The organism is Dyadobacter sp. SRI_021 (genome assembly GCF_057586235.1).
In genome coordinates this window covers 1-20,540 of the sequence record NZ_JBYCZM010000012.1, presented here as the reverse complement: position 1 = coordinate 20,540, position 20,540 = coordinate 1, and the positions used below count along the sequence as shown (strand labels likewise).

Annotated in this window: 18 protein-coding genes; 17 read left to right on the top strand and 1 reads right to left on the bottom strand. The window is 51.8% G+C overall.

The window, feature by feature from the left end:
• Positions 1-10 precede the first annotated feature (10 nt).
• The 17 genes from AC2YIT_RS27115 to AC2YIT_RS27035 all read left to right on the top strand — a co-directional run bounded on the left by AC2YIT_RS27115 (position 11) and on the right by AC2YIT_RS27035 (position 18,951).
• Positions 11-3,895 (top strand): hypothetical protein, encoded by a 3,885-nt coding sequence (locus tag AC2YIT_RS27115; protein WP_487281274.1) that lies wholly within the window; start codon positions 11-13, stop codon positions 3,893-3,895.
• Positions 3,896-4,004: 109 nt separating this feature from the next.
• Positions 4,005-4,547 carry a hypothetical protein gene (locus AC2YIT_RS27110; protein WP_487281273.1) on the top strand — a complete coding sequence of 181 codons (543 nt, stop codon included), beginning with the start codon at positions 4,005-4,007 and terminating at the stop codon, positions 4,545-4,547.
• A 136-nt stretch (positions 4,548-4,683) separates the two neighbouring features.
• Positions 4,684-5,226, top strand: coding sequence for a hypothetical protein (locus AC2YIT_RS27105; protein ID WP_487281272.1), 543 nt, complete (start codon positions 4,684-4,686; stop codon positions 5,224-5,226).
• 12 nt (positions 5,227-5,238) lie between these two features.
• Complete coding sequence (locus tag AC2YIT_RS27100; RefSeq protein WP_487281271.1) at positions 5,239-8,775, top strand: SGNH/GDSL hydrolase family protein; 3,537 nt, start codon at positions 5,239-5,241, stop codon at positions 8,773-8,775.
• A gap of 131 nt (positions 8,776-8,906) precedes the next feature.
• Positions 8,907-9,755, top strand: coding sequence for a S49 family peptidase (locus AC2YIT_RS27095; RefSeq protein WP_487281270.1), 849 nt, complete (start codon positions 8,907-8,909; stop codon positions 9,753-9,755).
• Between the two features lie 30 nt (positions 9,756-9,785).
• The gene (locus AC2YIT_RS27090) at positions 9,786-10,298 is read left to right on the top strand and encodes a hypothetical protein (protein WP_487281269.1); all 513 of its coding nucleotides are present in this window, start codon (positions 9,786-9,788) and stop codon (positions 10,296-10,298) included.
• A 108-nt stretch (positions 10,299-10,406) separates the two neighbouring features.
• On the top strand, positions 10,407-11,408 hold the full coding sequence (locus AC2YIT_RS27085; RefSeq protein ID WP_487281268.1) for a hypothetical protein: 1,002 nt from the start codon (positions 10,407-10,409) through the stop codon (positions 11,406-11,408).
• A gap of 92 nt (positions 11,409-11,500) precedes the next feature.
• A complete protein-coding gene (locus AC2YIT_RS27080) occupies positions 11,501-12,190 on the top strand; it encodes a hypothetical protein (RefSeq protein ID WP_487281267.1) in 690 nt (229 codons plus the stop codon).
• Positions 12,191-12,253: 63 nt separating this feature from the next.
• Complete coding sequence (locus AC2YIT_RS27075) at positions 12,254-12,400, top strand: hypothetical protein (RefSeq protein WP_487281266.1); 147 nt, start codon at positions 12,254-12,256, stop codon at positions 12,398-12,400.
• Positions 12,401-12,449: 49 nt separating this feature from the next.
• The gene (locus tag AC2YIT_RS27070; protein WP_487281265.1) at positions 12,450-12,932 is read left to right on the top strand and encodes a hypothetical protein; all 483 of its coding nucleotides are present in this window, start codon (positions 12,450-12,452) and stop codon (positions 12,930-12,932) included.
• Between the two features lie 143 nt (positions 12,933-13,075).
• Positions 13,076-13,411, top strand: coding sequence for a hypothetical protein (locus AC2YIT_RS27065; RefSeq protein WP_487281264.1), 336 nt, complete (start codon positions 13,076-13,078; stop codon positions 13,409-13,411).
• On the top strand, positions 13,389-14,372 hold the full coding sequence (locus AC2YIT_RS27060; protein ID WP_487281263.1) for a DUF6712 family protein: 984 nt from the start codon (positions 13,389-13,391) through the stop codon (positions 14,370-14,372). Before AC2YIT_RS27065 ends, AC2YIT_RS27060 begins: the two co-directional genes overlap by 23 nt.
• A complete protein-coding gene (locus AC2YIT_RS27055; RefSeq protein ID WP_487281262.1) occupies positions 14,369-15,190 on the top strand; it encodes a hypothetical protein in 822 nt (273 codons plus the stop codon). Before AC2YIT_RS27060 ends, AC2YIT_RS27055 begins: the two co-directional genes overlap by 4 nt.
• Positions 15,191-15,218: 28 nt before the next feature.
• Positions 15,219-17,606 (top strand): hypothetical protein, encoded by a 2,388-nt coding sequence (locus AC2YIT_RS27050; protein WP_487281261.1) that lies wholly within the window; start codon positions 15,219-15,221, stop codon positions 17,604-17,606.
• 231 nt (positions 17,607-17,837) lie between these two features.
• A complete protein-coding gene (locus tag AC2YIT_RS27045; RefSeq protein WP_487281260.1) occupies positions 17,838-18,179 on the top strand; it encodes a hypothetical protein in 342 nt (113 codons plus the stop codon).
• A 68-nt stretch (positions 18,180-18,247) separates the two neighbouring features.
• Positions 18,248-18,505, top strand: coding sequence for a hypothetical protein (locus AC2YIT_RS27040; protein WP_487281259.1), 258 nt, complete (start codon positions 18,248-18,250; stop codon positions 18,503-18,505).
• On the top strand, positions 18,496-18,951 hold the full coding sequence (locus AC2YIT_RS27035; RefSeq protein ID WP_487281258.1) for a DUF5675 family protein: 456 nt from the start codon (positions 18,496-18,498) through the stop codon (positions 18,949-18,951). The genes AC2YIT_RS27040 and AC2YIT_RS27035 overlap by 10 nt, the downstream gene beginning before the upstream one ends.
• Before the next feature lie 20 nt (positions 18,952-18,971).
• Here AC2YIT_RS27035 and AC2YIT_RS27030 read toward each other — a convergent pair.
• On the bottom strand, positions 18,972-20,540 hold a 1,569-nt coding region (locus AC2YIT_RS27030), incomplete at its 5' end, for a hypothetical protein (RefSeq protein ID WP_487281257.1).

The following is a 20,540-nucleotide window of genomic DNA, read 5'->3' as shown; positions in this document are numbered from 1 at the left end:
TGCAAACCAGATGTTACAGCAGAATGAAAACGTCAGTATCACCCTAAAAATCGAGGGTGACGAGGCGCGCAACAAGCTTGCGTTACTCGAAAAGGATTCCAGGGCGCTGGAAAAAGCGCTAAAAGAAGTCCCGAAAGGGTCGGCGGAGTGGGCCGAGCTTAACAAAGCGATCCACAAAAACCAGGACGAGCAGGCCGCGTTACGTAAGGAAATCGGCCTAACGGGCCTGAATTACAAACAGCTGCAAACCGAGGTTAGGAACCTGACTAAGGAAATTTCCAAAATGACGCCGGGCACCGAGGATTTTATTGCAAAATCCAAGCAGCTCAAAGAAGTGCAAGACCGGTTAAACACGGTCGGCAAGGAAATGAAGGGCCTGAACGATGGCCTGGACGATCCCAATAAAAAGGGGCTTTGGGGGAAAATGGTCAGCGGGGTTAACACTGTAAAGGGCGCTTTTAATGCGTTTTTGGCCCTTGCCGTAGTCCAGTACCTGTTCGATTTGGGCAAGCAGATTTTCAACACTACAAGCCAGTTCGAGAAGTACGACAAAGTGCTTACCACGGCCCTGGGTAGCCAGAAAGAGGCGCGGCAAAGCCTGGAAGCCATCAAGAAAATGGCGGCGGAAACCACGTTCGGCGTCGATGAGCTGACCGAAGGCTACGTAAAAATGGTTAACCGCGGTTTAAGGCCATCCCAAAAAGAAATGCTTTCAATGGCGGATCTTGCCGCCAGCCAGGGTAAGACCTTCGACCAGCTCACGGAAGCCGCCCTGGACGCGATGACCGGCGAAAACGAGCGCTTAAAGGAGTTTGGTATTTCCGCGAAGAAATCGGGCGACCAGGTTACGTTCTCATTCAAGGGAATGCAACAAACGGTTGCCAACACACCCGAAGCGATAAACGCGGCCCTGGTCGCTTTCGGCGAAATGGAGGGCGTGGCCGGATCCAATGCCAAGATGATGGAGACTTTGGGCGGCAAATCGTCCAACCTATCCGACAACATGGACGCCCTTATGGTGACCATTGGCGACGGTTTGCGGCCGGTGTTTATTGCTATCCTGGATCTGATCAACGCCTGCATTCCCGCCGTTACGTTCCTGGGTAAGGTTTTCGCGACGGTCGCCGTCGGCATTAAGGGCGTTGCAACCGTAGTTTTCGATCACGTCAAGAACATTGTCATGGCAATGGTCAAGATGGGCGAGGCGGGTTTCGAAGCCGTCAGGGGCAATTTTTCCGCCGCTAAAACGGCAGCCGAAGAAGCTGCCGAATATGCTAAGAAATCAATGTCGGGCATTATGCCCGAAATCGTCAAAACGAAAAACGAAATCGTAGGCATTTGGAAAAACCCGAACGGCGAAGTGGAAGCCAAGCTGGCCGGGAAAAAGCAAGGCGAGGCGCACCAGAAAGAGGTCACCGAGGCGCAAAAAAAGGAGGCTGAAAAACGCGCCAAAGAGAAAGAAAAGGAGCTGAAAGCCTTCGAGGACGCAGAAAAGAAGTACGACGAAAAACGGGCCACCGACCGCGCGAAAGCGTTGGAGCTTATGGCCCAGCTGGAAAGTGAGCACGAGGCCACCGTCGCCAAAAACTCGCTGGCCACCGACCAGGCGAAAATCGAGGAAAAGCGCCGCCGCCGGTTAAAGGAAATCAACGATTTGACTGCCGACGAAACCACCAAAGAGCAGGCCCGCGTGTTGATCAACCGCAATGCCGATGCCGAAATAGAAAAAACGGCGGCGGAATACCGGAAAAAGGCCCTGGATGCGGAAAAAGAGCATGCTTTAAAACGCGCCGAAAACGCGCTTTTTATCTCAAATCAGCAGAAAGAGGCCGAACAATCTCTGTTAGATTTTAAGGTAATCCAGGCAAAAGGCAATGCCGCCCAGCTGGCCACCATTGCCAAAGAGCGGGCCGACCTGGAACTGGCACACCTGAAAACGCAGCTGGCCCAGGAGGAAGCGGCCGAAAAGGCCCGGATTGCTGCCGACATTACCGACAATGACCAGGCGGCAGCCGCCATTCTGGCCGTCGAGGCCCGTTATCACCAGGAAAGTATTACCGCCGAAGCGAAAACCGCCGCCGAAAAGAAAGCCATCGACGACAATCTACGCCAGCAAAAGCAGCAGAATTTACAGGCGTATTCGGATATGTTCAAAAGCCTTTTGAATGGCGACATTTCCGCTTTTACGGCCGGTATGGCCCAGATCGTACAAGGCCACCAGACAGCCTGGCAACAGCGGCTAAGTGCTGATATGGCCAGCTACGAAACCGGCGCCCAGGCAGCCCAGGCGGCAGTTTCTTTCCTGAACGATTTGGCCCAGAAAAAAGCGCAAAAAGCGATAGCGGAAGCCAACCGGGAGCGCGACGAAAAGGTGGCCATCCTGAACGCGGAGCTGGCCACTACGGAAGCGATGATAACGGCCAGCTCGAATTATGTAACGGCCCTGAAATCGGCCGAAACCCAGCGCCTGGCAGAGCTGCAACGTATACTAACCAGCGAAACGACCACCGAGGAAGAAAAACGCGACGCGCTCAAAAAGTATTATTCAGAGCAACTGCAACAGATGAAGGCGGCCGAAGAGCAGAAAATACAGGATCTGCAACGCCTGGCCAACCTGGCGAAAACCGAGGATGAAAAGCGCACCATTGAGGCCAAAATCGAGCTGGCAAAGAAGGAATCCGAGGAAAAAATAAAGCTGGCCCAGGAGGAAGCCGACAGCAAAATGGAAATGATCGACGAATTAGAGCAGTTCACCGTCGAGAGTTCCCAAACGCTTTTGAAGGACGCACAAACCGCCTCCGATAAACAAATTACCCTCGCGTCGGATGAAGCCGAAAAGAAAGCAGAATTCAAAGAGGATCTGGAAGCGACCATAGCGGCCGAAAACCGAAAGGCCCGCGCCACGGAAATGGCCGAAAAGAAGAAAGCCTGGCAGGCCCAGAAAAAGGCCGATATTGCTACGGCCCTGATCACCGGCGCCCTGGCAGTGCTCAAAGCTTTGGCTAACTTTTTCCCGCTGAATATTATCCTGGCAGCCACGGCGGCCGTGGTAACCGGCGTTCAAATTGCCAAGATCAAAAACCAGCCGGAACCCAGCTACGCGCACGGCGGATTTATCGCCAGGGGCGGCAAACACGGCAGCAGCTACGGCACCGGCGGCATTGCTTTGATCGACCGTTTCAGCGGCCGGGAAGTGGGCGAAATGGAAGGGGACGAAGCGATTATTTCAGCCGATCAGACAGCGGCCAATATGCCGCTGATCAACGAAATGTTCAAGAACGCCCGCACGCCTGGCATGCGTAACAAAGCCGTTTCGATGGAAACCGGCATGCAGAGCAGCTACCGCGACGGAGGGGCGCTTTTTAGCTCTCCTTACTGGTCGCGTGAAATGTACCTTTTCGGATCGAAAAAGCGCAAAGCCGAGCAGGCCGCCAAAGATGCGGAAGCCGAAGCGGCAAAGGCCCAGGCGGAAGCCGACGCCTATACGGCCGACATGCCCAGTGCTGACACCGGCGCATTTGACGGCATCGACGGTAGCGAGCCGAACCCATCGACGGCCGAGAGCCAGAAAGCCTTCGAAGCTTCGCAAAAACAAGGTGAAATGCAGCTCAAAAAGCTGGATTTGATCAACGAGACGCTGGAAGTTACCGGCCAGGCCACTATCGACGCGCTGGGAGGCGTAGAAAAGGCCCTGGCGGCCAATGCTGACAGCATCAACGGCGGGTTAAAAGCGATTGCCAGCGAGGTAAGCGCCTTAAAGGGATCCATCGACGCGGTGCGGGCAGCGGTCAACGAAAATACCGGCGCAACCAGGGGCGTGGAAGGGGCCGTAAACGGCGCGAATGCCCAGGGCGTATTACATGGAATTTTAGGCGCAATAAGTAACTTGAAGTAATGTAAATATTCAAAGAAGTAGATATATTTGTCTATTGCGTTACAAAGTAACACTACAAGCGTAAATAGTATTTTTCAAATAGTGAATAACCCACTCAATAACTCAACAGATGACCAAAGAAATTACCCTCTGTGTTCACAAGTATGTTAAGAAATTTCTTTTGTCAGAACCCGATTACGAGCTACTGGGGCCAGATACCATTCTGGCCCCACAGAAAAGCGAACTGGGGAAAATGATCATTTGCATGTCGCGGATGATCCCGCACACGCAGCTTTTCCCCAAACCGGAAGTGACCAAGAATACGGACGTTCTGACAATCCGCTACACCTGCAAGCGTAAAGCGTTCGACGTTCCGGTGGAACGTTACGCGGATCTGGCGGCTCTGTTAAATGAAAAGTTCCGTTCGTCGCTGATCGCGGAAGTAACGGCCCTTCACTCGATCCACAGCGAACAGGATTACAGCTGGATGGTGCGTTCTTTCCTGGATCGGCGCAACGTGGTGACCAGCGACGAACGCGACAAAGACATTGACTGGGACACGGCAAAAAAGATCTACCGCGACCATTTGCAGCGGATCGACACAAAAAATTCGAAAAAACGCAAACTTTCGGCGCCTGTTTTGTCGGGTTTTCAACCGCTTTGTCGGGTTTAGAACCGTTTTGTCGGGTTTAGAACCGTTTTGTCGGGCCAAAAAACCGCGTTTCCAGCCAGGAAATGCGGTTTTTTGCTTTGAAGAACCCCGTTTTTTTGTCCTTTTGAATGGGTATACACCCGCCTACTTTTGAGGTATGGCAGCTGTTAATTCTCTATCCCCCTGGGCGCCGATTGATCGTAATCAATCAGGCATACGTCGGCTTAAACTTGTAGACGCCGACGCGGTTTCTTTCCTCTCTCCAAACGCCGAGCTTATCCCGCTCGAAGATCTGGTATTTTACGAATTCATTTTCCCCAAACAACTGGCTTGCGTGGCCAGCTTCCAGCGCCAAACCACAAGCAACGGGGCCGCGTTTTGGCTTACCAGCGTTTCTTTCTCTCTCCCTCACATCAATAACCAGATCTTGCAATGGGTGGCCCAAAACCCAAACACTGAATGGCTGGCCATCGCCGAAGACTATAACGGCAACGTGAGGGCATTGGGCGGCATGCCTGGCGGTCTGGTTTTAAGCTTCGACGGCAACACCGGCGCCCGCCCTGGCGATGCTAACCCTATGAACTTCGCGCTGGCCGCCGAACAGATCCAGCCTTACACCGCACTGACCGCCTACGAAAACGACGAGCTTTTCACCAGCGGGGAATTTGATTACAGCTTTGATTTTTCTTTTACATCTTAAAACAACGTTACCATGCAGAATTTAACCCGGTTATCGGGCCGCCTGTTACTGTTAGCCGCCGTGATGCTGGCCCACATTCAGGCGGTAATCGGCCAGACGACCACCACAAAGTCGCTACGGACGCAGATCAATAACACCTTACCCACCAATACGGCCCGCTCGATCACAGCCGAGAAATTGCGGGCCGTTTTCCTTTCGTCGGCTAACGCTATCGACTCGATCTATACGACGATTTCCCAGGCTAACACCGTCGGCGAATATGACGCCAGTACAGGTATAGCGACCATTTCGGCGACAGATTCGACTATTACGCCCGATACGGTGGCCGCATTTGTGGACGGTAAATATTTCGATGTGGTAAAGGCTGGGAACCGGGCTATTACCGGTGTGGCCGTCGATATGCAGGTGGGCGGCAAAATCATTGCGAGGGGCGGCCGCTGGGGGTATATCCCGCCCAGTGATCTGGCCCTGGCTAAAACGGTTTACCTGGAAAACAAGCTACCTTATAAGAACCTGGCCGATCCGTTACAGTTCACAAACGACGGATTTATCAACGGCGCTACCGGAGCTTACGGGGCCAACACTGCTTACGGCTACACCGGCTTCATTGAGGTAACGCCAGGGCTGCCGTACACCGGCAAAGGCGCTTCCGCCAACGGGATGCGCCACGTTGCGTTCTACAATGCGGCCCGCGCGTTTGTGGCAGGGGGGTACAGCGCCAATACAACGACTTTCACCGTTCCGGCAGGTGTGAAGTATGTTATAGTCACCTACTACACGCAAGATAAGGCCACATTCCAATTTGAACAGAGCGATACGCCGACCAGCTTTGTAGCGTATGGAACGGCCATTCTGGCCAATACGCTGGTAAGCCCGGCCCTGGTCACTACCACAGCCACCAGCCGGTTTATTACCGACGCCGAACGGGTGAGCTGGAACAAAAAACTGGATCAGGCCCAGATCGTTTTAGATACCGTCGCGACTAGTAAAAACCTTTTTAACCCGTCTAACGTCGTAACGACCACCTTAAACGTGGTTCAGACCACGAGCGGTAATTTTTTGACGCTGGCGGGCTGGATCCGTACCGGCCCTATCAAGTGTAAGGCAAATACCACTTATACTATCAGCGGGCTAATTTCGCGCAATGGGAAGGCCGTTAGGTACGAGGACGCCAGCGGCGTTTTCGTGGGTTACACGCCGCCGCCAGGCACCACAGCAGGCACCACCATGACGTTCACCACGCCAGCCGGGGCCGCAAAAATGTACATCAATTTGCAGCGGGACACGGAAACGGTTACGCTATCGGCCGTCCAGGTTGAAGAATCCGCCACCGCTACCAGCTTTACTGCCTACACCGAACTGGTAACGCTCAAAACTTTGCTGGGCCGCGCCCTTACAAAAAACGACGTGGGTCTGGCCAATGTAAATAATACGGCCGACGCTTCGAAACCGGTTTCCACCGCCCAGCTGGCGGCCATCAATACGAAAGTCGATACCACGGCCGTATCCTGGACGCTGACCGGCAAAAGTAAGAACCTTGCCGATCCTGCCGCCTACACCGATGGCGGGTATATGGAGAATTCCGGCTCGGTGGTAACCAATGCCGGTTACGGGTATACCGGCTTTATTGAGGTTACGCCAGGGCTGGTTTATTCTGGATCCGACGGGACCAACGGCATGCGTAAAACGTGCTTTTTTGACGCCAATAAAACGCTCGTTGTAGGCGGCTCTACCAATGCCGTCACCACCTTCACAGTGCCCGCAGGCGTCAAATATGTACGGGTTAGCTACTATATTGGCGGCAAATCCACATTCCAATTTGAACAGGCGCCAGCGCCCACGTTCTTTTCGAGCTACGCGCCAGGCACAAAGGCGCTGACGGCCGTATTCGGGGCACCGGTGACGCAAAACGCGGTCAACGCAAAGCGCACCATTACCCTTGCCGACTGTGAACGTATTTTACTGGTAGGGGATAGCTATTCAGTGGGTTACAATAATTTGCCAGGCAAAAACTACATTTCTACCCTTAGTATGTTTTCGGACTGGAACCTGGATAACTATTCGAAATCCGGGGACGCTACGGATATGATCCTAGCGCGGTTACTGGCCAACACGGCCCAGTATAAGGGCGTAGTGCCAACCAGGTTAAAGGGCGGCGGGTATGCAGTCATTATCAGCTTTACCAACGACGTAAATAAATCGGTGATTAATTCCACCGATCAGCTCAATAACTACCTGGCCAATATCCGCCTACTGGCCGAAGCGCTGAAAGGTCTGGGATATAAGCCCATTGTCGCCACCGAATACCACGCCAGCACCGGCACGAACGGTACGGGCCTGGTGCAAGCGGCGCTATCCCAGCTTTGCGAGGAAAACGGCTACATTTTCATGGATGTATACGAGAAAACCCGCTACCTGAAAGGCGCGTCGAACTTTGCCAACTACTGGGAAGGTTCGCACCCTGGAATGCGGGCAAATGCGATTTTCTGGGCCAATATGTTGCCGTACGTAAATGCATTGCCACGCCCGAAATGGGGCATTAAGATTTACCGCAAAAGGGATTTTGTCAGCGTGGGCACCGTTGCGGATCTGATGTATACCAGCGCGACCGACCGGGCGAAAAAGTTTAAAGAAATCCTGGTGACCGGCCAGGCGATGACGCCAGCGACTTATAATAAGTATGACGATTTGTCTAACTGGACGACCACTAATAACGTGGTCAGCGTCAGCGAATATTACGATTTGATGAACGGCAACACCATAGCGATGGGTGATTACTCCCTGATGGAAGTAACCGTAAACAGCACGCCGGAAAAAATCAGCCGCCTGGACATTAAGGTGGGCGCCGTCGATGCGGTCTACATCAAAAACCACATTACCCAGACCTGGGCGCCGCTAACCGTTATCGGTGGCGTGGTCAGCCTGACCGATTTTGCAAGCCAGGTCAACTTTGATAAAGCCAGTCTACTGATAGTGAAGGCAGGCGGTTTCGCTATGTCAGCGCCACAAATCGACTTTTACGGCGTGGAAGGCAAGAGCTACTACCAGAAACCGGCTCCGCGTGAATTCCGCACCGCCGAGCTGGTGAGTACACGAAATTTTAACGCTGGAACGACCGGCTGGACGGTTACCGGGACGATCACACCGGCAGCGCCCGAAGACAGCGGCAGCATGCCAACAGGCATTACGCAGGTGGCCACAATCAGCACAGGCAACAACGTAGCCCAGGCGGTCACTTTTGCGGCCGCTACCTACAAACGCCGGGCACAGCTTAAAGTGATTGCCCGGCGCAACCCGCCGCGCTACGATAGTGCCAACGAGTTTCCCGTAAACAGTCCCATTACCCTGGATAGCTACGATTTCGCAAACGTCAGGGCCATTGTGACAAAGGGAACCAACACTATTTCTATGAAACAGGTGGTAGGCATGCATTGGACGGAGGCCGTTTTCGAATTCGACGTGGCCGCCGGGGATACGTCCTATACGATTGGTATCCAAAAGGATGATCAGGACTTTGAATTAGCCGATTTGAGCCTGAAAATAGAGTAATAGGTTAATTGGGTTAGGTTAGGTCTGAACGCTTGCTGGGTATCCCGGCAGGCGTTTTTTTATGTCCTTTCTGACGCGCGGCGGCGCCGGTAAAATTGCAGCTACGAATAGTTCACAGCTAAACAAAGTACATGAGCACGCCGCTATCAAACCAATTCATTTGGCAAATCAATGAAGCCGAGCTACCAGCCTTACTGGCAAAGCTTCGCAGCCCGGAACAAAAAAGCAGCACGCTTGCGCTGCCGAAATCTTACGAGCCAGCCGTAAAGGCGTCAGGGCTTGCCAAAGCCTGGAATGATTACCTGATCGACGTGTATTCTCCTGACAAAAGCATTCTGGTTTTGCCAGTAACGGGCGAAATGAGCCGTAGCGGCAGTTGGTGGAATTTTGGAAACGAGTTCTATATCCGCCAGTTGAAAGCGGCGGCCACGGATCCCGACATCAAAGGCGTCGTTTTGAAGTTCAACACCGGCGGCGGCACGGCCGACAGTACGCCAGCATTCGCCCAGGCGGTGGTAGACTTCAAAAAGGCGAAACCCATCATTGCCAGCGTCGCTTCCTGTTACAGCGCCGGTTACTATGTGGCCAGCCAGTGCAACGAAATCTACATTGAAAACCAGGCTGCCGGCGGCGTAGGAAGCATTGGAACCCTGATTATCTACGAAGGGTGGGCGCAATACCTGAAAGATCAGGGCATTGATATGCGCATTATCCGCGCCAAGAAAAGCCAGGACAAGGCCCGAGCTAACTGGATCGAGGAATTAAGCCCCGAGTCGGAAGCGGAGCTGCAAGCCAGTTGCGACGCATGCCAGCGCGAATTCGAAGGGGCCGTAAAGCGTGGCCGAGCTGGAAAGATCAAATCCGACGAAGTTTTCACCGGCAAGACCTATAACGCCGATCAGGCGCTATCCCTGGGCCTGGTGGACTACAAAGGCGACCTACTGGCGGCTACTAAACGGGCTTTACAATTAGCTGCATAACCAAGTTTCAACCAAATTTTTTCTATACCAATGAGCAAGTTAAAAACGACCGTTACCACCTGGTTAAGCAACATTTTCGGGGACGCGGGCTTAAAGCAAATTTCCGAAAGCCTGACCGCCGAACAGTACAGCCAGGTGGTGCAAGGCGCTGAAAACTTCCTGAATTCCGAAGGGAACCGGGAAGGCGACGGCGGCGAGGATCCCGACGGGGCCGAAGATCCCAAAAATGAAGATCCGGGCAATACTGACCCGTCAAACACCGACCTGCAAGCCCAGGTTACAGCACTTACCAGCCAACTGGAAACGGTAAACGCAGATCTGGCCGCCGAAAAAAAAACGCACGGCGAAACGTCTGCAAAACTGACGGCTGCCCAAACCGCGCTTTCTGCCGCGCTGGACAACAATAAGAAGCTACGCAGTGCGGTAAATCCGGTTTCTGACGAAGATCTAAGCAACAAAAACACCGAAAAGCAGACCGGCGGGCTAACGAAAACCGACATAGCCGCCCGCGAAGCTTACAAGAAAAGACACCCAAAGGCGTAGGCCACCAGAAAACAAGGGTGCATGTAGCCCCGGCGCCTGATCGGCCAGGTAAAGGGGCTGCATTTAACAACAACATCAAATTTTTATCAACCTCTAATTTTTTTAGTTATGCCAAGTATTGATTTAGGCGGTTTGGACAGTTCACTGAAAGTGCGTAGAGACGGGGCCAGAACCTTGTTCACCGAAAGAATGACTGACGGCTGGGGCCAGCTGGCGGGTTTTCAGAAGCTACGCACCACCGACGAAGCGGTGCTGGGTTCAATGATCGGCCAAAGTCTTTTGCAGCCAGGCGCAAAGGGTACTTTTAACCCGAAGCAAAATGTTTTGAAAGCGTCCGCCCGGATTGCAAAGGTTCGCCCTGGAAAGATCGACCTTTTGATAGGTCAGCCGGAAGCACAGCAGTTAGAGGCGACGTACTGGGCGCAGGTTGACGGCCACAACGCCAAAAATCCGGAAGACTTCATGTTTGCGGATCACGTTTGGAACTGGTGCATTGGCCAGACAGGGGAAGATGTTTTGGCAGCGGTATGGAATGGTACGCTGAACTCGGCAGGAACCAACGCGGTGGACGTTGTGAACGGCATTTTGAAGCTGATCGACGACGATATTGCAAGCGACGATATCCCCGAATCAATGATTTTTACCCATTCGGAGGCTGGATTTTTCTTGAAAGAGGAAAATATCATTGCCGAGTTCAAGGGTATGTCAAAAATCTACCGCACGAAGCTGCCACGTTACGCAAAAGTTCCGGCTACCTTGCGTTGCGCCCCTGAAAGAGCATCAGAATATCTTTTCGCTTGTCTGGAAGCGTTCGGAGAAAAGAACATTTACAACGAATTCCAGCAGCCGGTTCTTTTCTGGGATAAAAGCATTGCTATCGAGCCGGTTTTAGATTGGGCCGGAACCGATACGGTGATGATTACCCCGAATGAAAACCTGGTTTTCTGCTCTGACCGCACCGACGATGGTATCCAATTGGATTCCGATTATAGCAAGCGTGACCGCTCTATCGCCATCGTGGGAGACATCCGATTTGCACCGAATTACCACCGTTCGGACTTGATCGTGGTTAACGACCTTCGCGCAAGACCGGCTGGCGCTGGCGTCTAGGAATCGCCTTCCCCTTCACAAAAACTTTTTTTTAATAACCCATTAATTCCGGGAATGCTGCCAGCAGGTGGCATTCCCATAATCAAAACCGTATGAAAAAGATTTTGAATTTTGCTTTTGTCGGAGCCGCTGCAATCCTGGCCGCGCACATTATCCCACAAGTCCAGGAGCTGTTCGGAGTAGCCGAGCCAGCAGGGTACGCAATGGCCGTTTTCGCCTCGCTGGTCGGCTTTAAAAATATCGAAGAGCAAACCGCTAACCCGGCCGGGATCCGCCGTTTTGGAATCGTTGCGGTTTCGGATTTGGACGACTCAACCATTGACTGGCCCAGAGCAGCTGGCGCAAATCCGCACGTCGATGTAGCTACGATGGAAGTTACTTTGGCCGTACCGTTGAAGGCTGGCAAGACCATTGCGGTAATTACACCAGCGGATAATAGCGCGAACATGAGCTTTGAAATCCAGGGCGACCGTTTTTATCAGAGCTACAAACATTCGGTGGCATATGATATTGCGGGACTCACTAAAGCCCAATCCATCGAACACCGAAAACTTCTGAACACCGGCGTTATTTTGTTCGCCGAATATTTCGACGGCGACATTCGTGTGGTCGGATCCAAGCTTTCCCCGATCATCTTGAAAAGCAAAGGTGATACCGGTAAAAAAGGCGGCGACAAACGCGGATACGCGGTCAGTGGTGATAACGATTCCTATGTGATCGAACCGCCGTTTTATCCGTCAACGCTGGCACTGCCTGGCATGTTGGAACCCGTTGCACCATAACAAATGGGTAAGACTGTAAGAATTAGACTGGCTTTTCAATCAGAAAAGCCAGTCCCTTTTTGGATGCTGGAAGCCCACCACTGGGTAAATCCGGGGCCGAAATGGACAAACCTAGACAGGGACGTGGCCCTGGCGCTCAAAAAGCAATTCCCCACCTGGGTGGAACTTTACACGAAATCCACCACCGTAGCCGAAGCGGCCCAGCCGTAGTTCGGATTCTCGCACAAAACCGCATTTGCTCACCTCTTTTTAAGCTGCAATGAAACCCAAAATCAAAATTTTGCTGCATTCCCTTATGCGTGACGTTTCCCGAGGGATCAGCACACCAGAAAAGGCCGCCGACGAATTCAAAAAAGCGACCGGCGAAAGCCTGGAAGACATTTTAGATATGGCCGACGCGAAAGTGGGGGAGTTTTTGGCCTTCCTGGTAGGAGCCTACAAAATCCCGACCGACCAGGCGCCGGAAGTGGATCTGGCGGCGTTGCCGGAAGGCTTTTTGGAAACGGATCCCACGACGCTGGTAACAGCCGAAGAGCTGACAGCGAAAGTTCAACTGCCGGTAGAGTCGCCAGCGGATCCAGTGGCCGAAGCAATACCAGAGGATCAGCAGGAAGATCAGGAGCCGGAAGCGCCAGTACAGCCGTTCACCGAAGTAGTGCCCGTGGTGACCGAAACGAACGCGCCAGCCGTCCCAGTGGATCAGCCCAAACGCACACGCAAGACCGGCAAGAAAACGTCGTAACGCCTGGTCAGCCGCTCACGCCAGACCAGTATAAGGTCGAATTCGCCAAATCCTGCCAGCTGATCGACGAGTACAACCGAAAGGCGGCGGATCTGGCCGACCAGCTGGCCCAGATCCCCGAAGACCAACCAGCGCCCAGGGAAGTGGCCGAAGTGATCAAGTACGACGACCTTTTCCGTAGAGAGCTGGCCCGCCGGAAATACATCCAAGAAAACCGCATGCTACCGACAGACGAGCCGGTGAAAATGCCCAGGAAGGATTTCGAAATACCCAAATCGGGCGTAGACCTGGCCCTGGCGCGGGGAAGTCTGGCAAAAAACGTTTCGGTCTGGAAAAAGCGGATTAATGATCCGAGATACCCGGAAGCAGAGCAAAAGCACGCCATGTACGTGGCATTGTACCAGGAAGCAAAAACAGCGGCGGCCACCGAGCGCGCCCGAATTCAAAGTTTAGCAAATGAGTCTTATAACAACGATTGACCAGGTGCGGGCCGTGATCGGTTCGGCCATTCGCAAGGATAGTACATTCGAGATTTTAAAACCCTACCTGGACAAGGCGGAAAACGAGCTGGTAAAGGGCCTGATCGGCGCCGAGCAGCTGGCCGCATTGGAAGGGGTACAAACCGGGAAAGCAGAGCGGCTAAAAGCGCTGACAGTAAGCGCCATTATCTGGAACGGTTACCAGGATGCCTGGTTTCAAGGATTCTATGAATTCGGCGGTAGCGGCGTGAACAAGCAGAAGGGCGACAAAACCGAAAGCCTTTTCCGCTACCAGGAGGATGCCGTACAAAAGGATATTGTAAAGAAGGCCGACGAATCCATTGAAACGCTAATGACGTTCCTGGAAGTCAACCTGGCCGACTTTGAGCTTTACAAGAATTCGGCGGAATTCTCCCAGAATTTCGGCTATCTGATCAGCACCCCCGCAGCCCTGGGTCGGGCACTGCCGGAAGTTCCCAAAAGCTACCGCATGTATTCGGTTTTGCGCCGGTTTATGGAGCGCGTCGAGCGCGAAACCGTGAAGACGATTACCGGCGACGGGCTTTACTTTTCGCTGAAAGAGAAGATCCGAACCGGCCAGGCCCTGGACTCGAATTACAAAGCATTGCTGGACATTTGCCAGGAGTTCGCCGCGCCTGCCGTTTTGTTGGATGCCTTGCCCTGGATCCGCGTACAGATCACACCGGCCGGCGCCCGGATCGCTTCGGTTTTGAACAACCTGCAAGACGAAACACCTGTAAATGATCCGCAAACCGCCTGGTTATCCCAGATCCTGGAAAACCGCATTGAGCATGCGAAAACCCGCTTGCGTATGTACTTAAACGGTACCGCCGGGCCTGGTGTGTTTCCCGAGTATTACAATTCGGGTTTGTACCGCACCAACGATAGTAGAAAGTGGACTTTGCCCAACAATGAAGGGCGCAAACACATGCGGCTATGAAAAGGGTAGTAGTCAATGAATTGAAGGCTGGATGCCAGCTTTACGACAGTTACCAGGATCTGAAAGGAAAGGACATTATTCCTCTTATCCGGGCCGTGTACCTGCAACCTCACAGCATGGAGGCGAAACTATCGCTTTTGAAATCGCTTTTTGTATGCCCGGCAGAAGTTTGGGAGCAGCTGCAAAGGCGCGAAAACCGAGACGAGCTTTGGCGCCTGGTCGGTACGATGGACTGGATCCTGAAAGGGCCGGAATTTCGCCCGGTCGCGTCGGTGAAGCTGAAAGGCCGGGAATACCTGCTGCCGGACAGCGATTTGCACCAGCTGGGCACGGCCGAATTCGTGGTGGCCACCGCGCACCTGATCGCGTTCTATAATTCGACAGACAAGACGCCAGCACACCTGGCCAGGTTTATGGCCACCATTGCCCGACCGAAACCCAGCGTAATGGAGCGATTTAAAAGTGATTCCAAGGACGACCCGCGCGAGGCGTACCATTCGGCCAAATGTGATGCCCGCGCGGCCCTTTTTGAGAAATGCGACCTGGTAACGATGATCACTACCGCCCAGTGGTTTAACAATGCCGCAAACCGCCTTTTGTCGCTCTTTGGGATGGCCAGCAAAGACCCCGACGCCGCGCCGATCAGCCAGGGGATGTTCGTACAAGACTGGGAGCGGCAAATTATCAAAGTCGCCGAAAGTCCGGTTTTCGGAGGCTACGACCAGGTAATGGCCAGGCCCCTGGCCGACGTGCTGGGCTATATCGAATTGAAGAACGATGAAGCCAAAGCCAGGGCCGCAATCAGTAAGCAAAAATGATTTTTCAACCCACTGTAAATTCCAATCAATGAAACGTTTGCTTTCCCTGCTTACCCTATTGGTAGGCTTACAGCTCAGCGCGTCCGCGCAGCTCAAATTTGAAATTGCCATGCCCGACAGTATTGTGGGCAAACAGTACCTGAAAACCTACGTTGAAAACTACGTTCGCCAGGCGCTCAGCGATGCCGGTAAACCCACGGATCCCGTGGTGGTGAAGCCCGTAGAGAAAGTGAAATGTGCTGATATTGGCCAGGGGCCTAATTTACTGCGAGTCTTCGAGGCAAGCGCGACGGGCGTAAAGTTGGAATTCCACGGTAACAAAATTGACTCTATCCTGGTCGATATTTTAACCGAGTCCGGCCAGTCGGTAACCTCCCAACAGATCGCGCCAAGGTCGAGCACAGTATCCGTACCATTCGGCCAGCTTTTGCCCGCCGGTAATTACCAATTAAGGTTACAGGGACAAAGCTGCAAATCCGATCCACAGGCCGGGCCATTCACTATTCAAAATAAGGAAACCGGAGGCGGGACCAAACCCGCGCCGGATCCTGGCGTGGAAGCGCCCGGCCAGGGATCCGGTAATGGATCGGTTAGCCCAGTGGCGGTTCTGCCGCTGGTTAACCTAACACAGGGGATGGATGATCATTTGAAGCTGACCTTTCGGGACTCTGCCGACGCGCGTATTATGTCAGATATTGCGCCGGACAATCGGAGCGACAAAGGGAAGTTTTTATACCGTTACCTGATCAACGGCCACCAGATCGACACGGACGCCAGGCTAAAAAATTACGTGGTGGCCGGGAATAATCCGCTTCGCGTCCTGGTAGGGAAACTGAACCGCCAGTACAAGGTCGAAGGCTTTAACAAATGGGCCGGAACGCCGCAGGAAGCCGCTGGGGGATGGTACAAAACCGACGCCGCCGAAGCTTTTAGCTTCAATACCAGCTATGCTTTCCAAACTTTTGTAGCACCGGCAGCGCAGGCCGCCAGCGGTTTTTTAAACCACGTGCCGCAGAATTACGACCCGTCGAGCCAACAAATTTCATGGGGAGATATTGGCGAAGACATTAAGCTACCGAAGGGCCATTTTTGGGGTTCGTCCTGGTATCCGTGGGGCGTGGAGAAAGTTTTCGCAAAGGGCGTCACGCACCTAGCGCACCATTCGTTACCGTGGGACGCGGCGACGAACGACCAGCTGGCAAAAGATCTGAAAGCAGCCGGAAAAACTTTCAGCGATTATCAGCGTATCGAGGCGGTTTTCGGCAGGACTAACACGGGAAGCCCCGAGCTTTGGCCGAACGGCACCAGTAAGGCGATTTGGCCCACAGCTGACGGACTTCCGGCAGATGAAGCCAGGGAATGGGCATGGAAAACAGGCGGCGCCAGCGACGCGATTTGGCTTTCGGAGATGTCGGAGAACGTGGGATGGCAGCCGGGCTGGTCGCCGATGTTTTCAGCATTCTATCCCGAGTTGCGGAGGCGCTACGAGCAGAATTTCGGAAGCAAGGGTATCCCTTATGAGATTATCCATAATTATTTCTGGCAGGGCGGTGAAAGCCTGAATTCTGGCCGTAGCGGCGAATATTATAAAGTGCTTTTCCGCAAGGATCCCAAAGACCTGCCCAAATCCGAGTTTTCACCAGGCGGCCCGCTTTCGGCTACCACCATGATAGTGGAAGCCGTTTATTTGCCTGCGCCGGATCTGGCAATGCGGCAGCCCACCGAGCTGGCCTTCCGCCTGGAATACTTTAAGCAGATGGGCTACCATGCGGGCGTCGTATTGTTCGGACAGGGTGAAACAAGGCCCAACAACCGCTATAAAATCAACTTCCCGGACGGGACATATTACAAAGCCGACAAATTCCCGCTCGATCCTAACGTGCATATTGCCAGCTTGTTTTTTGGCCACGTTTACGGAAACGCGACGTTTGAGTGGGGCGGGTACGGCTGGGCAAATCAAAAGCTTTTCGATGGCAGGCCAGGCCAACCGCTTATTGGGGACTGGTTCCCGACAGGATCCACCGAGCCGCGCAACAATGAGTTTAACAAGCTTTGGAATGGATCCGGCGATTTTTACCACGGATTTACCGGAAGCGCGGATTTAACCTACTTCGCGCACCGGCTCTATGCAAAGACATTCGGCGTGACCGATGGCGGAGAACGCCAGTATCTAACCTACCGCCTGGACGGTGGCGCCTGGATCACTCCGAGCCAATATAAGGCCGACGAGCTGGTGGACGCCTACAAGCAGCAGCGAGGCTTTGCCCTGGCCCAGTCCAGGGACGGGAAAACAGCCTGGTTTTATCATAACAGCTTTGCCGACAATAATTGGCATACCCTGGAAGTGAAGCTGCCGAGCGGCCAGGTGATCACCGAGCGAGTGGCCGGGAACGGGATCCACGCTAAAATTCAATAACCATGAACGCCCGGGCCTCCTTTAAAATCGCCGTTACCGTTTTTGTGCTTTTACTGGGCCTGGGCGCTATTGCCCTGGTCTGTACCTGGGGTTACAGGAAATTTCACCAGGGGCGGGCACCAATGCCCGCCCAGGTGATTAATGACAGCCTGAAAGTGTACCGCGAAAAAGCCGCTATTCATTTCGATTCCTCACAGTTTTATTACCGCAAATATGAAACGCTTACACAACATGCTGATTCTGTCAGCACTGATAGCGCCGCTTTCGCTCACCTGGTCGCCGAGTACAGCGCAAACCTTCGAAGAACTATTGAAGCAGAAATACGTGATAGCATTGCAAGACAGCGCGGTGAAATTCGAGCTGATCAAACCGCGCATGGTGACGCTTCAAAAAAGCTTCGGATTTATCGAACAGGAGAACCAGGCCCTAAAAAATGAGCACCGCTTTTTGTCCTTTCAACATGAGGCGCTAAAAATCAATTTTGAAGCGTCGCTGGCCGATCAGCGGAAAAAAAAATATGCGTGGGGCGCCGGTGGTGTTGCGCTGGGCGTCCTGCTTAAACTCATTTTTTAACGCTGTTCACAATGTTTGAGGAATTTTTAAGAAGCCTACAAATCAAAACGGAAGCCTGGATTTTATCCATGCTTGTAACGTCCCTGATCACGATTTACCGCATACTGGATCCAGACGAGCCAGTAAGCTGGAAAAAGGCGGTACGCGTGATTATTTCCGGCGCGGCTTGCACAGTTGTAATTCCCGGACTATTGCGCTATTACTACCAAAACGAGGATCCTTTCGTGGCTTGCACGCTTACGGGCCTGGCGTCTTATTGCTTTGATCCGGCGCTGAAAATCGGCCAAAGATTTTTCATCAAAAAACTTTCCAAATTATGGAGCTGATCTATACCCGCCGCTGGCAGGGGAACGCCAGTACCCTGGGCACGCTTTCGGTAAACGGAGCCGCCCACCATTTCATTTTGGAAGACAAAGACCGGGGCCTGGACTCGAAAATGACCCTGGAAGAAATCGCAAAAATCAAGGTGAAAAAGGAAACGGCCATACCTACCGGCCGGTACCAGGTAATTGTCGCGCATTCGGCGAGGTTCAAACGCCTACTGCCGCGCCTGGTGAATGTCCCCGGTTATTCCGGGATCCTGATCCACCCAGGGAATCGGATCCGCAACACGGAAGGTTGTTTGCTGCCAGGTATAACGCATTTTATGGAAGACCAGGAATATTGCGTGGGCCAAAGCAAAACGGCTTTCGAGCGGCTTTTCGAAAAAATTCTGGAAGCCCACAAACGAGGTGAGGAAATTTGGATAACGATCCAGATAGAGTATAAGTAGGGCGGGTTATCCGCCCTATTTTAAATACCCTTCATTGCCTTTTCAAGTATGTGCATCAACGAGAGTTCGTCCAATAGATGACCATCCGCTATTAAACGATTTTGAAGATAACTTGAAAATGGTATGTGCTTTTTCGTAGGCGGATATACATTTTCTATCTTAGAGTCGTTTGGCAGGCATTCCTTAACATAGTCCTTTATCAGCTGGCTTAGTGAAATTATGTTGTTTTCAAAGAAATATGAGTACAAAATTAATGTGTCTATGGTAACTACACACAGTGGTTGTATGTTTACACTGTTTTTAACTTCGAGACTTAACAATTCATCGACTCTTTTTTGATACCATGAATTTAAAAGATAATTTATGCCTAGTGTGTTGTAAATGTCATCAGTCAACAGCAATATGCTATAAACATTTTCTATCCCCTTGATATTTGTATATGGATATTTGCCTGATAACAGATCTTCAATATATCCCACTAGCTGCGGAATTCCCTTCTTTTTTTTTCGATCCTCAGATAGGAAGTTGAATCGATCCGTTAGAAACTCGATAATCTCGTGGATTGTATTTGTAGATTTCAAATCGCCGGCAATAAGAGCGTCTTTTAGCTCGAAAAAGAAAATGTCATTCTCACTCCCGAAATAAAAATCTGGAAGGCTCGGACTAATTCCCTTCTTTAGGTTTTTTTGTTCAGTTAAGATTTGTTTGATATCGGCATCGGCAAGAAACTGCCCCTCTGGACTTAACACATCCTTGAGAATCGTGGAACACAAAAACAGCTCTGTGAAGTCGGTGGAAAAGGTCTGTCGGAAATTTGAGTCTTTATCACGTTCTGGTAGGTTCTCATTTATGTCGTCAAACAGAAAGTAGAGACTCTTGAAAAGCTTATCATAGCAGTACCTGACAAACACTACCTGAAATTTGTTTTCGGATTTATGAATTAAAGGATGTTCTTTAAGGTCAACGAAATCTACCGACTTTTCAGTAAATCCAGTTAATCTAATAAATCGTGCCACGAAATTGATAAGATTTCGATTGTCTGGGTGAATTTCAAAAGTAAAGTAGTTTTGCTCATTCGCCTGTTGAATATGTTCAATTAGTTCCAGCATATTATGAATAAAATGCAGCATGTTGTAACATTGGAAGTATGCTAAAAACCAGCGAAAGTGTGGTGTTATCTTTGTGTTCGTCCCTAGAAACTTTGTCAGGTAGAACAACTTGAAAGTTTGTGTATGGTACTCAGCAACACGAAAGTTTATTTGGTCGTGTAGTTCGAGATTAGTAGATATTTGGTAATGAAGCAGACTGTCGTCGGACATCTCACTCCTAGCTTCTTCATATTTCGTAATACTTCTGTCATTAATCTTGCTATTGATATCCAATACGGCCAGCAAAATATTGTACTTTGCTTTACCTTCGTCAAAATCGATCGGTACCTCGAATTCGCGACCATTGGCTGTTATATATTGGAAGAGCTCAAGGCAGCTATTTCTGTTGTGAAGCGATGTCGCAAAATTATTTTGAGGTGAAAGTATATTATTGAATTCAATCAGTCGCGCCATATACTTTGGTATTTTGTTTGCAAAGTA